This is a genomic window from Aquamicrobium soli, assembly GCF_042646345.1.
GTDB lineage: Bacteria > Pseudomonadota > Alphaproteobacteria > Rhizobiales > Rhizobiaceae > Mesorhizobium > Mesorhizobium soli_A.
Genome location: NZ_JBHRTK010000002.1, coordinates 25,820 through 45,751, shown reverse-complemented (window position 1 = coordinate 45,751; position 19,932 = coordinate 25,820). Strand labels below are relative to the sequence as shown.

The window sequence follows — 19,932 nt, the reverse complement described above, 5'->3', positions numbered from 1 at the left end:
CGAAGTCAGGCCGCGCGGATATAGCGGATGATCGTCTCGCCATAGCCGCGCTCGTCCACCACCGTGAACCCCGGCCCCGGATCGAACGAGGCTGAAGCCGCTTCCTCGACCACGCACAGGGCATCGGCGGCAAGCCACCCGCCGGCGCTCGCGCAACGCAAGGCCCGCTCGCCCAAGCCCTTGCCATAGGGCGGGTCGGCAAAGACCAGGTCGAAGGGGGCAAGCGTACCCGCCTCGCCCAGCGCGGTCGCGTCGCGCCGGAAAATCTTCGAGCGCCCGGTCAAGCCGAAGGCCTCGACATTGGTGCGGATCAGGCCGCGTCCTTCCGTCGATTCCTCGATGAAAACGCCATAGGAAGCCCCGCGCGACAACGCTTCGAGGCCGAGCGCCCCGGTGCCGGCGAACAGGTCCAGCACGCGCGCACCCTCCAGCTTTTCCGCGAAGCGGTGCGCCAGGATATTGAAGACGGCTTCGCGGGTGCGGTCGGTGGTCGGGCGAATGGCTGAGGTTCGCGGCGTCGCCAGCGGGCGGCCGCGAAACTCACCGCCGACGATCCGCACCGCTTCCCCCCCGGCCCGGACCACGTGGACCATTACCACGCGGACCATCGCCACGCGGCCGTCCGTTATCCCCGCCGCCGTCGCGCTTTCCAGCCGGACGGTCATCATGGCCGCCGCGCTTTGCGAACGTCTTGCCGTGCCCTTCGGGCTTGTGCCCCTTCCGCTCAGGCGCACCGGCCTTTTCGGCTTCCGCCCGGCCCTTGCCCTGCGGACGCGCGCCCGGCGCCATCCAGACATTGGCCTTGCGCTGCCCCGGCGGCTCCATCGGCCGCTGCTCGCGCTCGCCCCGTTTGCCGCCCGGCTTGCCGGCGAACCCGCCGCGAACCGGTCGTTCGCCCCTTTCCGTCCTCTCGCCTCTCTCCGGCCGGGTCGACAGCTTGCCGAGCGCCTCGTCGCGGCTGTCCTCGCGCCGCCTGCGGCTCTTGATCAGCCCGCCCTCGCCGATCGGGCGGCGATCGCCTTCCCTCGCCGGCCTTGGCCTTTGCGGCTCCTCGGCATGGCGTTCGGTGCGCCGCACCGGCTTGTTGGAAAACGGCTTGGCGATCTCGGCATCGAAATTCGCCCCCGATTCTTCCACCAGCCGCTCGCCCAACTGGTCGCGCAGCATGCGGCCCTTGATCTCCAGCACATGCCCTTCCGGCAATTCGTTGAGCTGGAACGGACCGTAGGAGACACGGATCAGCCGCGTGACCTCGAGGCCGAGGGCGCCGAGGATATTCCTCACCTCGCGATTCTTGCCCTCGCGCAGCGCCAGCGTCAGCCAGGCATTGGACCCCTGCTCCCGGTCGAGCGTCGCTTCCACCGCACCGTAGAAAACGCCGTCGACGGCGATCCCTTCGCGCAGGCCCTCTAGCGCGCTTTCCTCCACCTTGCCGTGCACGCGCACCCGGTAGCGCCGCAGCCAGCCCGTGGCCGGCAGTTCGAGCACGCGGGCAAGGCCGCCGTCATTGGTGAGCAGCAGCAGGCCCTCTGTATTGATGTCCAGCCGGCCCACGGTCATCAGCCGCGGAAGGTCGGTCGGCAGGACATCGAAAACGGTCTTGCGCCCTTCCGGGTCGCGGTTGGTGGTGACCACGCCAGCGGGCTTGTGGAACAGGAACAGCCGCGTGCGCTCGATCGGCGGAATCTCCATGCCGTCGAGATGAATGATGTCGTTCGCCATGACGTTGAAGGCAGGCGAGGAAAGCACCTGGCCGTTGACCCGGACGCGGCCCGCGGCGATCAGTTCCTCGGCGTCGCGGCGCGAGGCAAGGCCGGCCCGCGCCAGCCGCTTGGCGATGCGCTCGCCGGTCTCCGGCTCTGCTGCTACAGGGCGCGGACGCGGCTTGAACCCGCCCGAGGCGTGCGGCTTTGCGCGGTCGCCGCCGCCATCTCGCTCGAAATCGCGCCGCGGCCGGTCAAAACGCCGCTCGGCGCGCTCGCCATCGGCCGCCATCGGTCGCTCGCCACGCGGCGCATACGGCTTGCGCGGCCCGTCGCGCTTGACGAAAGGCTTCTGTTCCGAACGCGGCCCCTTGCCGAACGACCGCTCGCCCCGGCGCGCCTCGTCGCCGTCACGGGGCTTGTATTCGCGCCTGAACTCGGAGCGCGGGCGCTCCCCTTCCCGGGCCTCGCGCGGGACGAAATCCCGCTTCGGCCGCTCGCCTTCGGCAGCCAGCGGGCGCTCGCCACGCGGCGCATAGGGCTTGCGCGGCCTGTCGCGCTTAGCAAAAGGCTTCTTGGCGCCGAAGGCCGGCTTGCCGCCGCCCCTGCCCTTCGGCTCGCTATCCGCGCCACGCCCACGCGGCCCCATCGGTTTCGGGCCACGCTTGCGCGGGTATTTCTTGTCGTCGTCGTCCATGGTGGCCTTTGCCCGTTGGCGCGCCTGCAGCCTATCGCGTGAAAAGGATTCTCGCGACAGGCTGTAGGCTTTTGCTTTTGCGCATGTCTTTGTCCCGAAACCGCTGCACACTTTCGGGAGACATGCTGTAGATAACAGGATCATGCCCCAGTGGCGAGGCAATAAGTGGCGAATGCAGCGATAAGGACCCCGGCATGAAGCGGCCCGATTTCATGGCGCTGGCGCTCGGCGAAGCGCAGGCGGCCGCCGCACGCGGCGAAGTTCCGGTCGGGGCCGTCATTGCCCTCGACGGGGCGACCGTGGCGGTGGCGGGAAACCGCACGCGCGAACTGCGCGACCCGACCGCCCACGCCGAAATGCTGGCGATCCGACACGCCTGCGAGGTCCTTTCCCAAGAAAGGCTGACGGGATGCGATCTCTACGTGACGCTGGAGCCCTGCACCATGTGCGCCGGAGCCATCTCGTTCGCGCGGTTGCGTCGCATCTACTTCGGAGCCGCCGACGAAAAGGGCGGCGCCGTGACCAGCGGCGTACGCTTTTTCGCCTCGCCGACTTGCCATCACGCCCCCGAAGTCTACCCGGGGCTGGCGGAAGTCGAATCGGCGGCCATGCTCAAGGCATTCTTCGAAGACCGCCGCTTACCTTGACGACCGGGCGTCAGCCCGGCCGGATTGCCCTTACCAGGGCAACCAGTCGAACAGGCCCTTGCTCTTGGTGGCTTCCGCCTTGAGACGGCGCTCCTTCTTGTATTCGTCCTCGCCCAGTTCGCCCTGCGGCGCGGTGGAGGCTGATACGCGGTAGGACAGCGGCGGCTCGCTCAGATATTTGCGGCTCGTCGGGTCGCCCTGCTTGCCTTCGGCCGTCCGGCGGGCGATTTCGGCACGCCGTGCGGCGGAATTGCCCAGCATGTTGCCGGGCGGTGGCGGATGGTCCGACCGCGATTCGGCAAGTGCCTGCTTCCAGGCCGCCTGGTCCACCTGCACGTCATCGACGATCTGTGCCTGGTAGGTCGGATCGCCCTGGTGAGCGGTCGCCTCGTCACGCAACCTCTTGCGGCGCTGCTCCGGCGATTCCGGCCATTGGTTGGAAGCCGTCTGCGTGATGCTGTCCTGCGGAGCCGGCAACGTTTCCCTCTGCCCGGGAGCAGGCTTCACCAAGGCGGCACGCGGCTTGTAGTCGATCCGGTCCTTCCTCTTGGGCGCGAACGAGAAAGCGTTGCCGATGTCATCCGCAAGCTGCGCGCTGGCGGTCTTGTCGGTGCCGTAGGTCGGCGAACTCACGCAACCCGTCAGCGCCAGTCCGGACACCACGAGCGGTGCCAGCAGCGCAATGCGCGCAGGGTGTCTTCCGGTCATGCCAAAAAGTCCCACTTCTACAAAACCTCTGATCGCTGCCGAACAAGGGCCAGCGCGTCCCTTTTCCGCTCACTGTACGGGGAATCCGGCGAGAATTTGTCTTCCGTCGTCCAGTGCTTTTACCTTAACCCCACGCCAAGGGCAACGCGCGCGCCATCGATGGCCGCGCGCGTCGTTATGTATCGTTCAAAGCCTGCCGAGCGCCTGCAACTCGTGCAGCACGGCGGCATCGCGGGCCGACACGTCCGGAAAGGCAGCATCGCGGCCGACATCGGCGGTATAGCGCCACGAGCGCGCGCACTTCACCAGGCCTCGGTCCTCCGCCTTCTCCACCACCACGGCGACGCCCTTCACGTCGTCGAGCGTGAAGGCGTCCGATGGCGCTTCGCCTTGCCGAAGGTCGAAGCCGCTGGTGATCGCCATCTCGGCCATGTCGACATCGGCAATCGCGGCTTCCAGCACCGGATCGTTCAGATAGACCACCGGCACCGCTTCCAGCGAGGAACCGATGATCTTGTGGGCGCGCGCGATTTCCAGCGCGCCGGTGACGACACGGCGAACCTGCCGCACGGCCCGCCACTTTTCCGCCAGCGCCTCGTTGCGCCACGCGGCGGGAATCTGTGGGAACTGCTCGAGATGCACCGATGCGGCCTGCGGGTAGCGATCGAGCCAGGCCTCTTCCATGGTGAAGGGCAGCATCGGCGCCAGCCACTTTGCCAGGCAGTCGAACAGGCGGCGCACCACCTCGACCGCCGCCTTGCGCTTCGTGCTCGAGGGGCCTTCGCAGTAGAGCGCATCCTTGCGGATGTCGAAGTAGAAGGCGGAAAGCTCGACCACCATGAAATCGAGCAACGCGCGGGTGATGCGCTTGAACTCGAAGGCATCGTAGCCCGTGCGCACCATCTCGTCGAGTTCGGCAAGCCGGTGCAGCATCAGCCGCTCCAGTTCCGGCATGTCGGCAAGCGCGACGCTCTCGCCGTCATCATGGGCGAGCGTTCCAAGCATCCAGCGCACGGTGTTGCGGAGCTTGCGGTAGGCGTCGATATTGGTCTGCAGCACGGTCTTGCCGAGCCGCTGGTCTTCCCAATAATCGGTCGTCATCACCCACAGGCGCAGGATATCGGCGCCGGACTGCTTCATCACGTCCTGCGGCACCACCGTGTTGCCGAGCGACTTCGACATCTTGCGGCCTTCCTCATCCATGGTGAAGCCGTGGGTGACGACCGTGTCGTAAGGCGCGCGACCGCGCGTGCCGCAGCTTTCGAGCAGCGAGGAATGGAACCAGCCGCGATGCTGGTCCGAACCTTCCAGATAGACGTCGGCCGGCCATTTGAGGTCGGGCCGGTCCTCCAGCGTGAAGGTATGGGACGAGCCGGAATCGAACCAAACGTCGAGGATGTCCTTGACCATCACCCACGGCTCGCCGGCCCGAGCCCCCAGGAAGCGCTCCCGCGCGCCCTCGGCGAACCAGGCGTCAGCCCCCTCCTTCTCGAAAGCCTCGGTGATGCGCGCGTTGACCGCCGGGTCCTTCAGGACGTTGCCGTCGGCATCGGCGAAGATGCAGATCGGCACGCCCCAGGCGCGCTGGCGCGACAGCACCCAGTCAGGCCGCTCCTCGATCATGGCGCGGATGCGGTTCTGGCCGGCGGCGGGCACGAAGCGGGTGTCGTCGATCGCCTTGAGCGAACGCGAGCGCAGCGTCGTCCCGTCGCCCAGTTCCTTGTCCATGTAGACGAACCATTGCGGCGTGTTGCGGAAGATGACCGGCTTCTTCGAGCGCCACGAATGCGGGTAGCTGTGCTTCAGGCGGCTGCGCGCGAACAGGGCGTTGCGCTTGATCAGTTCGTCGATCACCGCCTTGTTGGCATCGCCCTTCTTGCCGTTGTCGTCGATGACGCGCGCCGGTCCGCCCTCGCGATCCGGCCCGAAGCCCGGCGCGTCCTTGGTGAAGAAACCGGCGTCGTCCACGGTGAACGGGATCGCCGCATCGATGCCGCGTGCGCGCAACTGCTTGGCGGCGTCCATCCAGGCATCGAAGTCCTCGCGGCCGTGGCCGGGTGCGGTGTGCACGAAGCCGGTACCGGCATCGTCGGTGACGTGGTCGCCGGGCAGCATCGGGACGGCGAACCCGTAGCCGCCGGAAAGACCCTTGAGTGGGTGCGAAAGCGTAATGCTTTCAAGCTCGTCGGCCGAGACGCTACGAAGGCGGTTCAAGCTGATTTTCGCCTTGGCCGAACAGTCCTCGGCCAGTGCGTCGGCGAAGATCAGCTTTTCGCCGGGCTGCGGGCCGAAATCGTTCTCGGCCGCCGTCACCTCGTAGAGGCCGTAGGCGATGCGCGGCGACCAGGCGACGGCGCGGTTGCCGGGGATCGTCCAGGGCGTCGTCGTCCAGATGACGACATGCGTGCCGGCGAGGGATTCCGGACCGCTCGCCACCGGGAACTTCACCCAGATCGTGTCGCTCTCATAGTCGTGGTACTCGACCTCGGCCTCGGCCAGCGCCGTGCGCTCGACCACCGACCACATCACCGGCTTGGAGCCGCGATAAAGCTGGCCGGACATGGCGAACTTCAGCAGTTCGCCGGCGATGCGCGCCTCGGCATGGAAAGCCATCGTCGTATAGGGATTCTTGAAATCGCCGACGACGCCGAGCCGCTGAAACTCGGCGCCCTGCACGCCGATCCAGTGCGCGGCGAATTCGCGGCATTCCTTGCGGAACTCGTTGACCGGCACCTCGTCCTTGTTCTTGCCCTTGGCGCGATACTGCTCCTCGATCTTCCACTCGATCGGCAGGCCGTGGCAGTCCCAGCCGGGCACATAGTTGGAATCGAAGCCCCGCATCTGGAACGAGCGGGTGATGACGTCCTTGAGGATCTTGTTCAGCGCATGGCCGATATGGATGTTGCCGTTGGCGTAGGGCGGGCCGTCATGTAGCACATATTTGGCGCGGCCCTTGGCGTCCTCGCGCAACCGCGCGTAAAGGTCCATGTCCTGCCAGCGCTTGACCAGCAGCGGCTCCTTCTCGGGCAGGCCCGCGCGCATCGGAAACTCCGTCTGCGGCAGGTAAAGCGTCTTGGAATAGTCGATCTTCCCGGCGGTATCGTTCATCGGTCTGCCATATGCGTTGCCCGGCTTCATGCGGCCTGCGGCGTTGAACTATCATGATATGGAAAAAGCGCGAGGAATTTACGCGCAAAAGCCCGGCGGCTCCGGCGGCCTCAGGCCGCCTGAAACACCGGGCTGGTAATTCGTATCGCGAAGATGCAGCGCATAGCGGCGCTTCTAGCGGATCGAACGGCGGGAATAAAGCCACTCCCGGCGGATTTCGCTAAAGCGTGAAATCGAAGCGATAGGTCGCTGATACGCCGAACATGTACTGGTTGCGGTCGCCCCGCTCCTTGACCAGGCTGGAATCGGCGGCCGGCCCCATCAGGCGGGAATATTCGCCGAAGACGCTGGCCGTCACCGGGTCGGTCACCTTCCAGGTGACGGCGCCGCCGACACCGGCCGATTTCAGGCCGCCGCCCGGATTGTAGCGGCTGAGTTGGGAGGCGACGGACTCGGCCGCGTTGACGCCGGAATAGGCATCGAAATAGCCCGCCGACGCCATCGAGAGACGCGGGCCGCCGGAAACGCGGATGTCCGGCGTGACGTCGTAGAAGGCATCGGCCGCGATGTCGGCGACGATGCCGTGGTGCGAGCGGATGCCTTGCCTGAGTTCGCCGCGAAGCCGCATCCAGTCCAGCGGATAAACCTCGATGAAGCCGCCGACCTCGCCACCCCAGCGCACCGGATCGAGCCCGCGCAAGGCATCGTCGCCATTGTCGCGGCCCCACAGGAACTTGCCCGTCAGGCCGGCACGCACGTCGCCGTCATCCACCAGCGCCAGCGAGATATTGTCGTTGCGGGAAGAAAAGCGGACCGCGTTGCCCGCCTTGCCCAGCGAAATGAGCGGCGAGGCGTTGAACAGATATTTCTTGCCGCCCTCGAAATCGGGCGCGACGATGCCGGCCACGCCCACGCTCAGATACCAGTCGCCGGAGAGCCCGCCGAAGGCGCCCTCGCCCGCCTTGGCCGAGAAAGGCAGAAGGAAAAGAGCGGCGGCAAGTGCCGCCGAGAAAGAGTTCACCGAGCGCATTGCTACTCCATACCATGCTGCAACCTGCGGTCGGCCGGACCATGCTGCGCCTACGGTAAAATTTGATTTAAATTGGTAACGACTTCCCGCTTTCCGCACCGGCCGGCCAAGCCGCGCCGCTGGACGAAAGCACGGGCTGCGTCTATCGTTTCTGCAAGCGGTACGGGTGTTTAGGCAACAGGAGGTTGAAATGACACTCAGTGGCGACGCGTTGAGAGAGGTCGTGGACCAGACAAGGGCGAAATGGGGCTGGTTCGTTGCGCTGGGCGTCCTGCTTCTGCTGTTCGGCATCATCGCATTCGGCAACCTGTTCGTTGCGACGGTCGCCTCGGTCTACCTCGTCGGCTGGATGATGCTGTTTGCCGGCGTGGTCGAGATCATCCACGCTTTCGGCGTTAAGACGTGGGGACGCTTCTTCTACTGGCTACTGTCCGGCCTCCTCTATGCGGTCGCAGGCTTCTTCGCCTTCTACAATCCGCTGCTCGCCTCGGCCGTGCTGACCTTCCTGCTCGCGGTGGCCCTCATCGCCGCCGGCGTGCTGCGCATCTGGGTCGGTTTCCAGCAGAAGGGGTCGAGCGGCTGGGGCTGGGTCGTGGCGGCCGGCGTCATCACCCTGCTCGCCGGCGTCCTGATTGCCCTGCGCTGGCCGGTGAACAGCCTATGGGTCCTGGGCCTGTTCCTGGCCATCGACCTGATCTTCCAGGGCTGGGCGTTCATCGCCCTCGGCATGGCTCTGAAAAAGGCGTGAGCCGTTAAAAGGCGACCTGGCGGTCGAGGTCCGAAAGCGGCCTGACGCCGGCCAGCAGCGCTCTCGCCTCGCTTTCGTCGCGTTTCATCTGCGCGACGAGAGCGTCGAGCCCGTCGAACTTTTCTTCTCCGCGCAGATAGCCGAAGAACGACACGTCGCAGACTTCGCCGTAGAGATCGCCGGAGAAGTCGAACAGGAACGTCTCCAGCAGCGGCACCCCGTCTTCGTCGACCGTCGGCCGGCGCCCGTAACTCGCCACGCCGTCGTAGAGCGTGCCGTCGGCCCGCCGGAACCGCACCGCATAGATGCCCTCCTTCAGCGTGACCTCTGGGGACAGCTTCATGTTGGCGGTGGGAAAGCCCAGCTTGCGGCCAAGCTTCTGGCCGCCGATGACCTCACCTTCGACCGTGAAGCGGTAGCCGAGAAGGGCCGCTGCCTCCGCCGGCTCGCCATTGTCGAGCAGTGCGCGCACGCGGCTCGAAGACACCACGTTGGCACCCTCGTCCCGGAAGGCATCGACCAGGGTGACGCCGAAGCCGTGGCGCTTGCCCGCTTCCATCAGGTAGGCGGGGCCGCCCTGCCGGTCCTTGCCGAAGTGGAAATTGAAACCGGTCACCGCATGGCAGATGCCGAGATTGCGATCCAGGATGTCGGTCACGAACGTCTCGGCCGAAAGGCTGGCGAAGTCGCGCGTGAAGGGCTGCACGACCAGCGCGGAAAAGCCGAGGAACGAAAGCAGCTTCGCCTTAACCGGGGGCGGCGTGAGGACGAAAAGCGGCATTTCCGGCCGGAACACCTTTCGCGGATGCGGCTCGAAGGTCAGCGCCAGGGCTGGCACGCCGCGCTTGCGTGCCTCCTCCAGGGCGCGGCCGAGAACGGCCTGGTGCCCACGGTGCACGCCGTCGAAATTGCCGATCGCCACCACGCCGCCGCGCAATGGCTCAGGCAGCGGCTCGGCCCCCGAAATATGCTCGCAGAAGGTTGCCATCGCGAGCCTTACCGCAATCTCGGCATGGTCGCGACCGGACGGTAGCCGTGCCGGCCAAGGAAGGCCGCCATCAGCGCCGCATCCGGCTCGTGCGGCTCGCCATGCTCGCGCGCGTGGATACCGCCGGAAATGTAGAGCGCGTCGAAACCGTTGTCGGAAGCGCCCTTGATGTCGGTCATGACCCCGTCGCCGATGCAAAGGATCTCGACCCGCGCCACGTCGCGGCCAAGCACGGAAGCCGCCGCCTTCAGCGCCGCCTCGTAGATCGGCGCATGCGGCTTGCCGGCGATCAGCGTGCGCCCGCCAAGCTGGGCGAAGTCGCGCGCCAGCGCGCCGGCGCACCAGACGATCTTTTCGCCGCGCTCGACCACCACGTCGGGGTTGGCGCAGATGAACGGCAGGTTGCGGGCGCGAAGCCGCATCAACTGCTCTGCATAGTCTTCCGGCGTCTCGGTGTCGTCGTCGAACAGGCCGGTGCATACCACCGCGTCGGCCTCGAATTCCTCCACCAGTTCGACATCGAGCCCGTCGAAGATCGGGTGGTCGCGATAGGGGCCGATATGGAAAATCCGGCGCGGACCGTCCACGATCAGGTCGCGCGTCACGTCACCGGAGGTGACGATGCGGTCCCATGCACCGGAAGGCACGCCCAGCGCATCGAGTTGACCCTCGACACCGCCATGCGGTCGCGGCGAATTGGTGAGCAGGACCACCGCGATCCCCCGGTCCCGCGCCGCAGACAGGGCGCGTGCCGGCTCGGCAAAGGCCGTTTCGCCGTTATGGAGAACGCCCCAGACGTCGCAGAAGAGCACCGGGTAGCGGCCGTCCAGTTCAGAGAGCGAGGCAATCGTATCGGGTAAATGCACCATGCCAATCCGGGGTCAGGCTTCTTGAACCCGGCCGCAGGCGGCCGGCCCGCCCGGATTAGCCGAACCGCCTCGCCCTGTCATCCGCTTTCACGCGGTCGGGACGCACGAAACGCTACATCGGCCGGCGGACACGCTCGCCGCCCACCGGTTCGACCAGCTTGCGGTAGAGATGCCACGTCGCATGGCCGAGGATAGGAATGACCACGGCAAGCCCGGCAAACAGCGGTATGGAGCCGACCACCAGCAACAGGGCGACGATGATGCCCCAGGCGGCCATCGGCAACGGGTTCATGAGTACGGCGCGCGCCGAGGTCTCGATGGCGGCCACCGCGCCGACATCACGGTCGAGCAGCAGCGGAAAGGCGATCACGGTCGTGGCCAGCGCGATGATGGCGAAAACCAGCCCGGCCGCGTTACCGGCGACGATCAGCGTCCAGCCGCGGCTGGTGGTCAGCACGTCCTCAAGGAAGCTGCCGATCGAGGCCGGCGGCTGCGCGCCGAACAGGCTCGTATAGATCGACTGCGCGGTGTAGAGCCACACTAGGAACAGCGCCACCAGCATGGCGCCGATCAAAAGGATCGATGGCAGCGCCGGCGAATGGCGCACGTCCAGCGCATGGGTCCAGCGACTGTCGAGCCCAAGTTCCCGCCGCCGGCTGATCTCGTAGAGGCCGATCGCGGCCAGCGGGCCGAGCAGCGCAAAGCCGGCCATCAGCGGATAGGCGAGATGGATCGCATTGCCGCCCGTCGTCCACCGGGCGAGGATGACGCCGACGATGGGATAGATCAGGCACAGGAAGACGTAATGCGAGGGCTTGGCCCAGAAATCCTCGAATCCGAGCCGCAACACGTCGCCCAAATCCGCCAGGTCGATCCGCCGCACCGTGGGTTGCGCAAGGCTTCCGTGCGCATCCGCCATGACATGGAAACTGGCCATAACCTTTCTCCCTTGCTGTCGGGGACGGTCACCGCCGGGATGGCCGCCCATGGCTGCCACTGTAGAAGTCGTGCCGAAAGTATAGCCAATGATGGTCGCCTTGTCGCCGTTTTGCCCGTAGCCTCGCAGAGGTTTGAACACACCTCGCTGGCGTGTTTGTTCGGCGCCTGCCCGGCAAAAGCCATGATCGCGGTTATTTCAGGCAGCCATGAGCCTCATCGAATCTGAAAACCTCCCCGCCCCGACACGCCCCCTCGATACGCTCGACCGCAGAACCGTGCTGGTGGCCGGCACGCTGGCGCTGCTGTCGGGGCTGGCCGGCTGCGGCACCGTGCGAACGACGGGAAGCGGCGCGGGAGCATCGGCGTCGGCGGCCAGCCTCGTCGCCGGCATTCGCCGGGCAAACGGGCTCGGCCAGCTAACGCCCGACACGCAACTCGAGCGCGCGGCTCTCCAGCAGGCGGGCTACATGGCGGGTGCCGGCCGCATGGTTCACACCACCGGCTGGGGCAAGGATTTCTCCTCGCGCGTCAAGGGCAACGGCATCGAAGGGGCGGCCGCCGAAAACATCGCCGAAGGCCGGATGGACCTGATGAGGCTTTTCGACATGTGGATGCACTCCCCGCCCCACCGCCGGAACCTGCTCGACCCGCGCTTCACCCGCTTCGGCCTTGCCTATGCCGGCAATGGCGAAAAAGCCGATTGGCGCTACTGGGCGCTGGTGCTGGGAAAATAGGCGGCCCTATTCCATGGCGGCCGGCGCGGAGTCGCCAGCCGGTGCGTATTTCGGCCGCCGCAGCAGGAAGACAAGCGGCAAGGCCAGCAGCGTGACCAGCATCATCAGCTTGAAGTCGTCGACATAGGAGATCATCAGCGCCTGGATGTTGACCAGGCCGTCGATCTGCGCCAGCGCGGCCGGATCGCCGCTCGCGGCCGCCGGAGAAGCCGCCCACAAATTGGGGTCGAACGGGTTGATGAAGGCCGACAGTTCGGCGTGGTTGATCTGCGTGTTGCGCACCAGCATCGCCGACACGATGGAGATGCCGATCGACGAGCCGATATTGCGCACCAGCGAAAACAGCGCCGTCGCGTCGGTGCGGTAGCGCGCCTCCAGCGTGGCGAAGGCAACGGTCGACAACGGCACGAACACCAGCCCGAGGCCGAGGCCCTGCACGACGCCCGACGAGATGATCAGCCAACTGTCCATCTGTGGCGAGAAGCCCGCCATCGTGTAGAGCGACTGCGCGGTCAGGATCAGGCCGACGACGACCAGGATCCGCGCGTCCATCCTGTGGACGATACGGCCGACGACCAGCATCGAGATCATCGTGCCGACACCGCGCGGCGCCATCACCACGCCTACGGTGATCGTCGGATAGCCGAAGATCGTCGACAGCATCGGCGGCAGCAGCGCAAGGCTCGCCAGCAGGATGACGCCGATGACGAAGATGAACACCAGCCCGGTCGCGAAATTGCGGTCGAGGAAGATGCGCGGGTCGATGAACGGCGCCCTGGACGTGAGCATATGGACGATGAACACCCAGAAACCGGTGATCGCGAGGCCAAGCTCGATCCATATCTCGGCGGAGGAGAACCAGTCCATTTCGCCGCCGCGGTCGAGCATGAGTTGCAGCGCCCCTACCCCCAGCGACAGCATGGCGAAGCCGAAGAAGTCGAAGCCGCGCAGGCGCCGCTCGATGCTGGGCAGGTAGGCCGCCATGCCGAGGAAGGCGGCGATGCCGATCGGCAGGTTGATGAAGAACACCCAGCGCCAGTTGAAGCTTTCGGTCAGCCAGCCGCCGAGCGTCGGCCCGATGATCGGCCCGACCATGATGCCGGCGCCCCAGATCGCCATCGCCTGGCCGTGGCGCTCCCGCGGGTTGATGTCGAGGAGGAAGGTCTGCGACAGCGGCACGATCGCCGCGCCGAACACGCCCTGCAACAGGCGGAACAGCACCATCTCGTTGAGGCTGGTGGCGATGCCGCACAGCATGGAGAAGATGACGAAGCCGACGACAGAACCGAGGAACAGTTCCTTGCGCCCGAAGCGGTCCGCCAGCCAGCCGGTGACCGGCGTCATGATCGCGGCCGCGACGATATAGGAGGTCAGCACCCAGTTGATGGTATCGGTCGAGGCACCGAGGTCGCCGACCATCGAGGGCAGCGCCACGTTGGCGATCGTGGTGTCGAGCACCTGCATCACCGTCGCCAGCATGATCGACAGCGTGATCAGGCCGCGATGCGGCACCTCGCGATGGGTTTCAACCTGGCTCATGGCAGCGCCAATCTAAGGTCGTCTAAAAGGCAGCGGCCGCTTTACTCGGCAGCGGCCGCATGGCTGAAGAAATGCGGAAAGCCGCGCGAAACGCCGGTATCGACGGTCACGGTCGCGCTCATGCCGGTGCGCAGCGCAAGCTTCGCATCCGGATCGGTGAGCTGCAGCCGCACGGGGATACGCTGCGTGACCTTGACCCAGTTGCCGGTGGCGTTCTGGGCCGGCAGCAGCGAGAACTCAGCACCGGTACCCGCGCCCACCGCCTGCACCGTGGCCTCGAACGTCTTGTCGGGATAGGTGTCGAGAACGACGTCCGCCTTCTGGCCGGGCTTCATGTGGGTAAGCTGCGTTTCCTTGAAGTTGGCGTCGATCCAGGTGTCATCGGTCTCCACCAGCGAAAACAGCGGCGTCCCGACGCCGACGAACTGGCCGACCTTGAAGGACGACGCCTGCGCGATGATGCCGTCGGCCGGTGCCTGCACCGTGGTCTGCTCCAGGTCGTAGGCAGCCTTGTCGCGGGCCGCCAGCGCCGCCAGCACGGTCGGGTGCTTGTCCGTCTCTATGTCGGGGTTGCCGCCCAGCGCCGCCTTGGCGCTCTCGATGCCCTGCTTGGCCACGGCCAGTTGCTGCTTGGCCTTGTCGAGGTCGTTGCGCGCCTCATCGAGCGAGGACTTCGTATTGATGCCCTTGTTGGCGAGATCCGCGGCACGGTCGTATTGCGACTGCGAGTAATCGACTTCGCTCGCCGCCGAACGCTCCTGCGCCATCGCCTGGTTGTAGGCGGCACGCAGTTGCTCCACGTTGAGACGCGCGGCGGCAACGGCGGCGTCGGCCTGCGCCAGCGCGATTCGGTAGGGCTGCGGGTCGATGGCAAAGAGCAGGTCACCCTTCTTCACCACCTGGTTTTCCGCGATATCGGCGGTGACCACGCGCCCCGCCGTATCGGACGAGATCGTGATGCGGGCCTGCCGCAGATTGGCGTTCTCGGTTTCCTCGTAGCGGCCGCCGGTCACATAGACATAGGTGCCGACCGCCGCGAGCGCGAGCGGCAACGCCACCATCAGCGCAAAGCGGCCGCCACGGCGAGCCTTCTTTCTCGGCGCGGGCTCCGGCTTCTCGGCAAGCGCCACCGAAACCGGCGCGGTCGGCTTGGCAGGGCTTTCCATCTCGAGCGTGGTCACATTCTCGTCGATCTTCGTTACGGCGTTCATGATGCTGCGCTTTCTGCAGTTTTGACGGTCGGACAAGACGATGTTTCGCCGTCCGAAAGGTTTTCGATTATGGTCGACAGCCCCTTGACCAGAATGCCGCGCTCCTCCTGCGACAGGCCGGCAAGCGCCTCGGCATAGACTTCGCCGGCCAGGCTCTTCACCTGCGCATAGGCGTCACTTGCCTTGGCCGTCGGAAAGATCATGCGGACCCGCCGGTCGGAGGAATCGGCACGCCGCTCGATCCAGCCCAGCCCTTCCATGCGGTCCAGTAGCCGCGAGACGCTGATCGGCTCGATTTCGAGCAGTTCTGCCAGCCGAGCCTGGGCGACGCCCTCTTCCTTCACGACGCGAACCAGCAGCCGCCATTGGGCCGAGGAAAGGCCGTGGCCGCTTGCCCGCGCCTCGAAGCGCCGACGCATCAGCCGTGCCGCGTCGTGAACCAGAAAACCGAGCCTGTCCGTGCCGTTCGTAACCATGAGCGGCATATATAATAAGCATGCTTATCAATCAAGATGCTGCGCTGCATCAAAATGCACAAAACCGTGTATCCGCCACGGGCACGGCGCACGCCACCCACCGTCATTGAGGAAGCGCATCGCGACGACGCGCAAACATTCGCCGCCACGATGCCGCGGCTCCTTGACTCTGCAGCGCCTTCTGCTTATTTCACCGGCACGTTAGCACTCACCACTAGCGAGTGCTAACTTCGGTCCGGGCCTCACCCGGACGGAGGAACCAATCAACATTCCCACTGAGGACGTAAAAATGGCAAAGTCGAAATTCCGGCCGCTGCATGACCGCGTGGTGGTTCGCAGGGTCGAGTCCGAGGAAAAGACCGCTGGCGGCATCATCATCCCCGACACGGCCAAGGAAAAGCCGCAGGAAGGCGAAATCATCGCTGTCGGCTCCGGCGCGCGCGACGAGAGCGGCAAGCTGATCCCGCTGGACGTCAAGGCCGGCGACCGCATCCTGTTCGGCAAGTGGTCGGGCACCGAAGTCAAGCTCAATGGCGAAGACCTTCTGATCATGAAGGAATCCGACATCATGGGCATCATCGGCTGATCCTTTTTCAACCGCACCATCAACTGAATTTCGGGCCTGGAGCCCAGGAGCACAATAATGGCTGCTAAAGACGTAAAATTCTCCCGTGATGCCCGCGAGCGCATGCTGCGCGGCGTCAACATCCTCGCCGACGCGGTGAAGGTGACACTTGGCCCGAAGGGCCGCAACGTCGTCATCGACAAGTCGTTCGGCGCCCCGCGCATCACCAAGGACGGCGTTTCGGTCGCCAAGGAGATCGAGCTGGAAGACAAGTTCGAGAACATGGGCGCCCAGCTCGTTCGCGAAGTCGCTTCCAAGACCAACGACAAGGCCGGTGACGGCACCACCACCGCGACCGTTCTCGCCCAGGCCATCGTCCAGGAAGGCCACAAGGCGGTTGCCGCCGGCATGAACCCGATGGACCTGAAGCGCGGCATCGATCTCGCTGTCTCGGAAGTCGTGGCCGAGCTCGTCAAGAAGGCCAAGAAGATCAAGACCTCCGAGGAAGTCGCCCAGGTCGGCACCATTTCGGCCAACGGCGAAGAAGAAATCGGTGAAATGATCGCCAAGGCGATGCAGAAGGTCGGCAACGAGGGTGTCATCACCGTCGAGGAAGCCAAGACCGCCGAGACCGAGCTGGAAGTCGTCGAAGGCATGCAGTTCGACCGCGGCTACCTCTCGCCCTACTTCGTTACCAACCCCGACAAGATGGTTGCCGAGCTCGAGGACGCCTACATCCTCCTGCACGAGAAGAAGCTCTCCAACCTGCAGGCCATGCTGCCGGTGCTCGAGGCCGTCGTCCAGACCTCCAAGCCGCTGCTGATCGTGGCCGAGGACGTCGAAGGCGAGGCGCTCGCCACGCTGGTCGTCAACAAGCTGCGTGGCGGTCTCAAGATCGCCGCCGTCAAGGCTCCGGGCTTCGGCGACCGCCGCAAGGCCATGCTGGAAGACATCGCCATCCTCACCGGTGGCCAGGTCATCTCCGAAGACCTCGGCATCAAGCTTGAGAACGTGACGCTCGCCATGCTCGGCCGCGCCAAGAAGGTGCGCATCGAGAAGGAGAACACCACGATCGTCGACGGCGCCGGCAAGAAGGCCGAGATCCAGGGCCGCGTCGCCCAGATCAAGCAGCAGATCGAGGAGACCACCTCCGACTACGACCGCGAAAAGCTCCAAGAGCGTCTGGCCAAGCTCGCCGGTGGCGTTGCCGTCATCCGCGTCGGCGGCTCGACCGAAGTCGAGGTCAAGGAGAAGAAGGACCGCGTTGACGACGCGCTGAACGCCACCCGCGCTGCGGTGGAAGAAGGCATCGTGGCTGGCGGCGGCGTCGCCCTGCTGCGCGGCGTGTCGGCCATCAAGGCCACCGGCGCCAACTCGGACCAGGCTGCCGGCATCAACATCGTGCGCAAGGCGCTGCAGGCTCCGGCCCGCCAGATCGCGTCCAACGCCGGTGCGGAAGCTTCGATCATCGTCGGCAAGATCCTCGAGAACAAGAGCGCGACCTACGGCTACAACGCGGCCAAGGACGAGTACGGCGACCTGATCGCCCTCGGCATCGTCGACCCGGTCAAGGTCGTTCGTACCGCCCTGCAGGACGCCGCTTCGGTTGCCGGCCTGCTGGTCACCACCGAGGCCATGATCGCCGACGCTCCGAAGAAGGATAGCCCGATGCCGGCTATGCCCGGCGGTGGCATGGGCGGAATGGGCGGCATGGACTTCTGATCCAGCCGATCTTTTCACAGAAAGGGCGCCTTCGGGCGCCCTTTTTGTTGTCGGTGGAAAACGCCGCCGGCAAGGTCCAGAAGGCCCATGGCGATGTCAAGAACGACATCAGGACGGCGCTCTAACCCAGTACTTCCAAACGAAAATACGGATAACAAAAAGCCCCGCGCTACCCAGGCGGGGCTTTTTCATGCGGAGCGTATCCGACTGTCGGTCGACTAGATGACCGTATCCGTCCAGCCCACGATTTCCCGCGCGGTCTCGCCGAAGGCCCGGTCCAGCGCGTCGATATAGGCCTGGTTGCCACCGCCCGACACCGGAACCGACGCCGTGAAATCGCGCGCGGCGCGCACCTCGCCGTTGCGGTCGTTGAGGATGCGCACGAACAGGTCGACGTCGGCCCGCTCGCCGCCGGCGACGCGCACTTCGAACGAGCGGATTTCGACGATGATCTGGTAGTCGATCGCCAGTCCCTCGCCCGGCTTGCCGACGCCGGCGAAACTGCCGGAGCGCTGAAATGTCTCGGCGAGCCTTGCCTGCACGATCAGCGGCAGGCGGTCGGCCCATTGCGCGCCCTTGAGGTACTGGATGGCGCGCGCCGACGACTTGATGACGATGTTCTGGCCATCGAGGGCCTTCAGCGCCGACGGCTCGGCGATCAGGATCTGGCGCCGGCTATGCGGCCTGGCCGGCACCGAAGGCGCCGACAGTTCAAACGTGTCCAGCGGCGGCGGTCCGCCGCCGGGCAGCGCGGCGCACCCCGAGATGGACAGCACCAGCAACGCTGCCCCCGTATGAAGACCGAACAGTTTCACCGGCTTTCCCCGCTTTCGATCCTGCTTCCCTGAACTGGCCGACGCCCGTATCCTCTCAACGCCGCGCCCGTCCGTCATACTGGCGCACTTCCCCCGCCCCGCCCGACAGGATTTTCTGCGGGTTGCGGCTGAGGTCGGTGACGGCCTCCTCTATGCGATTGATGGAGCGGCGGCTGTCCTGCACCAGCGCCTCGACATTCTGCAGGCCCTTGCCGGAAAACCGCGCCAGATTGTCGGTGATGGTGCCGAGGCGCGCGTTGAGCGTGTCGGCCACCTGCTTGAAGGATTTCAGCGTGGCGCGCGCGTCGGCCATGACGCCGTTCGCCTCGCCCGATCCCAATAGCTTGTCCACCTTTTCCAGGATGCCGTCGACGCGTACCGAGGCATTGTTGAGGCGCGCCGTCAGCTTATGGGCATCGCGGATGGTCTGGTCGATGTCGTCGGAGCGGTCGGCGAACTTGTTCGTCACCGTGGCGATGTCGGCGGCCGCCTTATTGGCGTTCTCGCTGGCCTTTTGGATGTTGGCCAGTGCCTCACGCACGTCCTTGGGGTCGACGCCGTCGAGGATGCCGTTCACCTTGGCCAGCGTGCCCTGCGTGCTCTGGGCAAAGGTATTGATGGAGCCGATGGCGGTGTCGGCATTGCGCACCACCTTGTCGAACTGGCCGCTGGTTTCCTTGAGGTTGCCGGTGACCTTGTTGATGTTGGAGACGATCTCCTTGACCTGCTCCTTGTCGACCGCGCTGAGCAGGCCTTCCGCCGCTTTCAGAGTACCGTCGAGCTTGCCCGAAACGCCCTGCAACTCGGTGGAAAGCGCGCTCACGCTTTCCAGGAACTTGTCGATACCGTCGGAATTCTTGGCCAGCGCGTCGGAAAAGGTCTGCACATTCTGGACGGTCTGCGTCAGCGGGCCGCGAACGTCCTTGGTGAAGCCTTCGAGCTCGGAGAGCACCTTGTCGGCACGGCCGAAAATGTCCTGTGCGGTCTGCAGCAGGTTGGTCACCGCCGACGGGTTGGCGACGATCTCGGGAACCTTGCCCTCCGCCTCGGCCTGGTCGAGCAGGTTGACCTCGGCGGGGTTGCCGCCTTTCAGCTCGATGTTGGCCTGGCCGGTCAGCCCGGCGAGGCCGATGTCGGCCTTGGTCGATTTCGTGATCGGAGTCGTACGATCGACTTCCGCATCGGCGATGGCCGCCGTCGGGTTGCTGACGTCGATGTAGACGCGCCGCACGTCGCCCACCTTGACGCCGTTGAACAGCACGAAGCTGCCGCGGCCAAGGCCGGAGGCCGAACCCGGGATGCGCACGCGCAACAGCACCGTCTCGCCCCTGTCGCCGATCGCCGCCGTCCAGTAGACGAACGCGAACGCCGCCAGGATGGCCGCCAGGGTGAATATCCCCACGATGACGTAGTTGGCTCTGGTTTCCATTGCC

General features: G+C 65.6%; 18 protein-coding genes. 5 read left to right on the top strand and 13 right to left on the bottom strand.

The features are described from left to right. Nucleotides 1–5 precede the first annotated feature (5 nt). Both rsmD and ACFOHJ_RS02450 read right to left on the bottom strand, forming a co-directional pair. Nucleotides 6–560, bottom strand: a complete 555-nt coding sequence (gene rsmD / locus ACFOHJ_RS02455; protein WP_378218173.1) for a 16S rRNA (guanine(966)-N(2))-methyltransferase RsmD — start codon at nucleotides 558–560, stop codon at nucleotides 6–8. Further along, complete coding sequence (locus ACFOHJ_RS02450) at nucleotides 541–2,400, bottom strand: pseudouridine synthase (protein WP_378218171.1); 1,860 nt, start codon at nucleotides 2,398–2,400, stop codon at nucleotides 541–543. The genes rsmD and ACFOHJ_RS02450 overlap by 20 nt, the downstream gene beginning before the upstream one ends. Before the next feature lie 194 nt (nucleotides 2,401–2,594). Between ACFOHJ_RS02450 and ACFOHJ_RS02445 the strand changes: the two genes are divergently transcribed. Beyond that, a complete protein-coding gene (locus ACFOHJ_RS02445) occupies nucleotides 2,595–3,047 on the top strand; it encodes a nucleoside deaminase (protein ID WP_378218169.1) in 453 nt (150 codons plus the stop codon). A 30-nt stretch (nucleotides 3,048–3,077) separates the two neighbouring features. On the opposite strand, the gene ACFOHJ_RS02440 is transcribed toward ACFOHJ_RS02445, so the two are convergent. The 3 genes from ACFOHJ_RS02440 to ACFOHJ_RS02430 form a co-directional block, all read right to left on the bottom strand. After that, entirely contained in the window at nucleotides 3,078–3,755 is a 678-nt protein-coding gene (locus tag ACFOHJ_RS02440; RefSeq protein ID WP_378218167.1) for a hypothetical protein, read from the bottom strand. 186 nt (nucleotides 3,756–3,941) lie between these two features. Next, nucleotides 3,942–6,863 (bottom strand): isoleucine--tRNA ligase, encoded by a 2,922-nt coding sequence (gene ileS / locus ACFOHJ_RS02435; RefSeq protein WP_378218165.1) that lies wholly within the window; start codon nucleotides 6,861–6,863, stop codon nucleotides 3,942–3,944. 220 nt (nucleotides 6,864–7,083) lie between these two features. Then, nucleotides 7,084–7,893, bottom strand: a complete 810-nt coding sequence (locus ACFOHJ_RS02430; protein ID WP_378218163.1) for a MipA/OmpV family protein — start codon at nucleotides 7,891–7,893, stop codon at nucleotides 7,084–7,086. Between the two features lie 190 nt (nucleotides 7,894–8,083). Between ACFOHJ_RS02430 and ACFOHJ_RS02425 the strand changes: the two genes are divergently transcribed. Further along, nucleotides 8,084–8,641 (top strand): HdeD family acid-resistance protein, encoded by a 558-nt coding sequence (locus ACFOHJ_RS02425; protein ID WP_378218161.1) that lies wholly within the window; start codon nucleotides 8,084–8,086, stop codon nucleotides 8,639–8,641. A gap of 4 nt (nucleotides 8,642–8,645) precedes the next feature. Here ACFOHJ_RS02425 and ACFOHJ_RS02420 read toward each other — a convergent pair whose 3' ends face one another. The 3 genes from ACFOHJ_RS02420 to ACFOHJ_RS02410 all read right to left on the bottom strand — a co-directional run bounded on the left by ACFOHJ_RS02420 (nucleotide 8,646) and on the right by ACFOHJ_RS02410 (nucleotide 11,435). Then, on the bottom strand, nucleotides 8,646–9,629 hold the full coding sequence (locus ACFOHJ_RS02420) for a bifunctional riboflavin kinase/FAD synthetase (protein WP_378218159.1): 984 nt from the start codon (nucleotides 9,627–9,629) through the stop codon (nucleotides 8,646–8,648). An 8-nt stretch (nucleotides 9,630–9,637) separates the two neighbouring features. Further along, nucleotides 9,638–10,498, bottom strand: coding sequence for a TIGR01459 family HAD-type hydrolase (locus ACFOHJ_RS02415; RefSeq protein WP_378218157.1), 861 nt, complete (start codon nucleotides 10,496–10,498; stop codon nucleotides 9,638–9,640). 112 nt (nucleotides 10,499–10,610) lie between these two features. Next, nucleotides 10,611–11,435: a DUF2189 domain-containing protein gene (locus ACFOHJ_RS02410; RefSeq protein WP_378218155.1), complete on the bottom strand. Its 825-nt coding sequence runs from the start codon at nucleotides 11,433–11,435 to the stop codon at nucleotides 10,611–10,613. Between the two features lie 208 nt (nucleotides 11,436–11,643). On the opposite strand from ACFOHJ_RS02410, the gene ACFOHJ_RS02405 reads away from it, so the two are divergent. Beyond that, nucleotides 11,644–12,171 carry a CAP domain-containing protein gene (locus ACFOHJ_RS02405; protein ID WP_378218152.1) on the top strand — a complete coding sequence of 176 codons (528 nt, stop codon included), beginning with the start codon at nucleotides 11,644–11,646 and terminating at the stop codon, nucleotides 12,169–12,171. 6 nt (nucleotides 12,172–12,177) lie between these two features. Here ACFOHJ_RS02405 and ACFOHJ_RS02400 read toward each other — a convergent pair whose 3' ends face one another. From ACFOHJ_RS02400 to ACFOHJ_RS02390, 3 genes are read right to left on the bottom strand one after another with little or no spacing between them, the layout of a single operon-like run. After that, nucleotides 12,178–13,710 carry a DHA2 family efflux MFS transporter permease subunit gene (locus tag ACFOHJ_RS02400; RefSeq protein ID WP_378218150.1) on the bottom strand — a complete coding sequence of 511 codons (1,533 nt, stop codon included), beginning with the start codon at nucleotides 13,708–13,710 and terminating at the stop codon, nucleotides 12,178–12,180. A gap of 41 nt (nucleotides 13,711–13,751) precedes the next feature. Next, the gene (locus ACFOHJ_RS02395) at nucleotides 13,752–14,921 is read right to left on the bottom strand and encodes an HlyD family secretion protein (protein WP_378218148.1); all 1,170 of its coding nucleotides are present in this window, start codon (nucleotides 14,919–14,921) and stop codon (nucleotides 13,752–13,754) included. After that, the gene (locus ACFOHJ_RS02390; RefSeq protein ID WP_378218399.1) at nucleotides 14,918–15,397 is read right to left on the bottom strand and encodes a MarR family winged helix-turn-helix transcriptional regulator; all 480 of its coding nucleotides are present in this window, start codon (nucleotides 15,395–15,397) and stop codon (nucleotides 14,918–14,920) included. Before ACFOHJ_RS02390 ends, ACFOHJ_RS02395 begins: the two co-directional genes overlap by 4 nt. Nucleotides 15,398–15,686: 289 nt before the next feature. On the opposite strand from ACFOHJ_RS02390, the gene groES reads away from it, so the two are divergent. Both groES and groL read left to right on the top strand, forming a co-directional pair. Beyond that, the gene (groES, locus tag ACFOHJ_RS02385; RefSeq protein ID WP_378218146.1) at nucleotides 15,687–15,983 is read left to right on the top strand and encodes a co-chaperone GroES; all 297 of its coding nucleotides are present in this window, start codon (nucleotides 15,687–15,689) and stop codon (nucleotides 15,981–15,983) included. A 57-nt stretch (nucleotides 15,984–16,040) separates the two neighbouring features. After that, nucleotides 16,041–17,684, top strand: coding sequence for a chaperonin GroEL (gene groL, locus ACFOHJ_RS02380; protein ID WP_378218144.1), 1,644 nt, complete (start codon nucleotides 16,041–16,043; stop codon nucleotides 17,682–17,684). Nucleotides 17,685–17,902: 218 nt separating this feature from the next. On the opposite strand, the gene ACFOHJ_RS02375 is transcribed toward groL, so the two are convergent. Next, complete coding sequence (locus tag ACFOHJ_RS02375; protein ID WP_378218142.1) at nucleotides 17,903–18,499, bottom strand: ABC-type transport auxiliary lipoprotein family protein; 597 nt, start codon at nucleotides 18,497–18,499, stop codon at nucleotides 17,903–17,905. 55 nt (nucleotides 18,500–18,554) lie between these two features. Continuing rightward, complete coding sequence (locus tag ACFOHJ_RS02370) at nucleotides 18,555–19,928, bottom strand: MlaD family protein (RefSeq protein WP_378218140.1); 1,374 nt, start codon at nucleotides 19,926–19,928, stop codon at nucleotides 18,555–18,557. Between the last annotated feature and the right edge of the window lie 4 nt (nucleotides 19,929–19,932).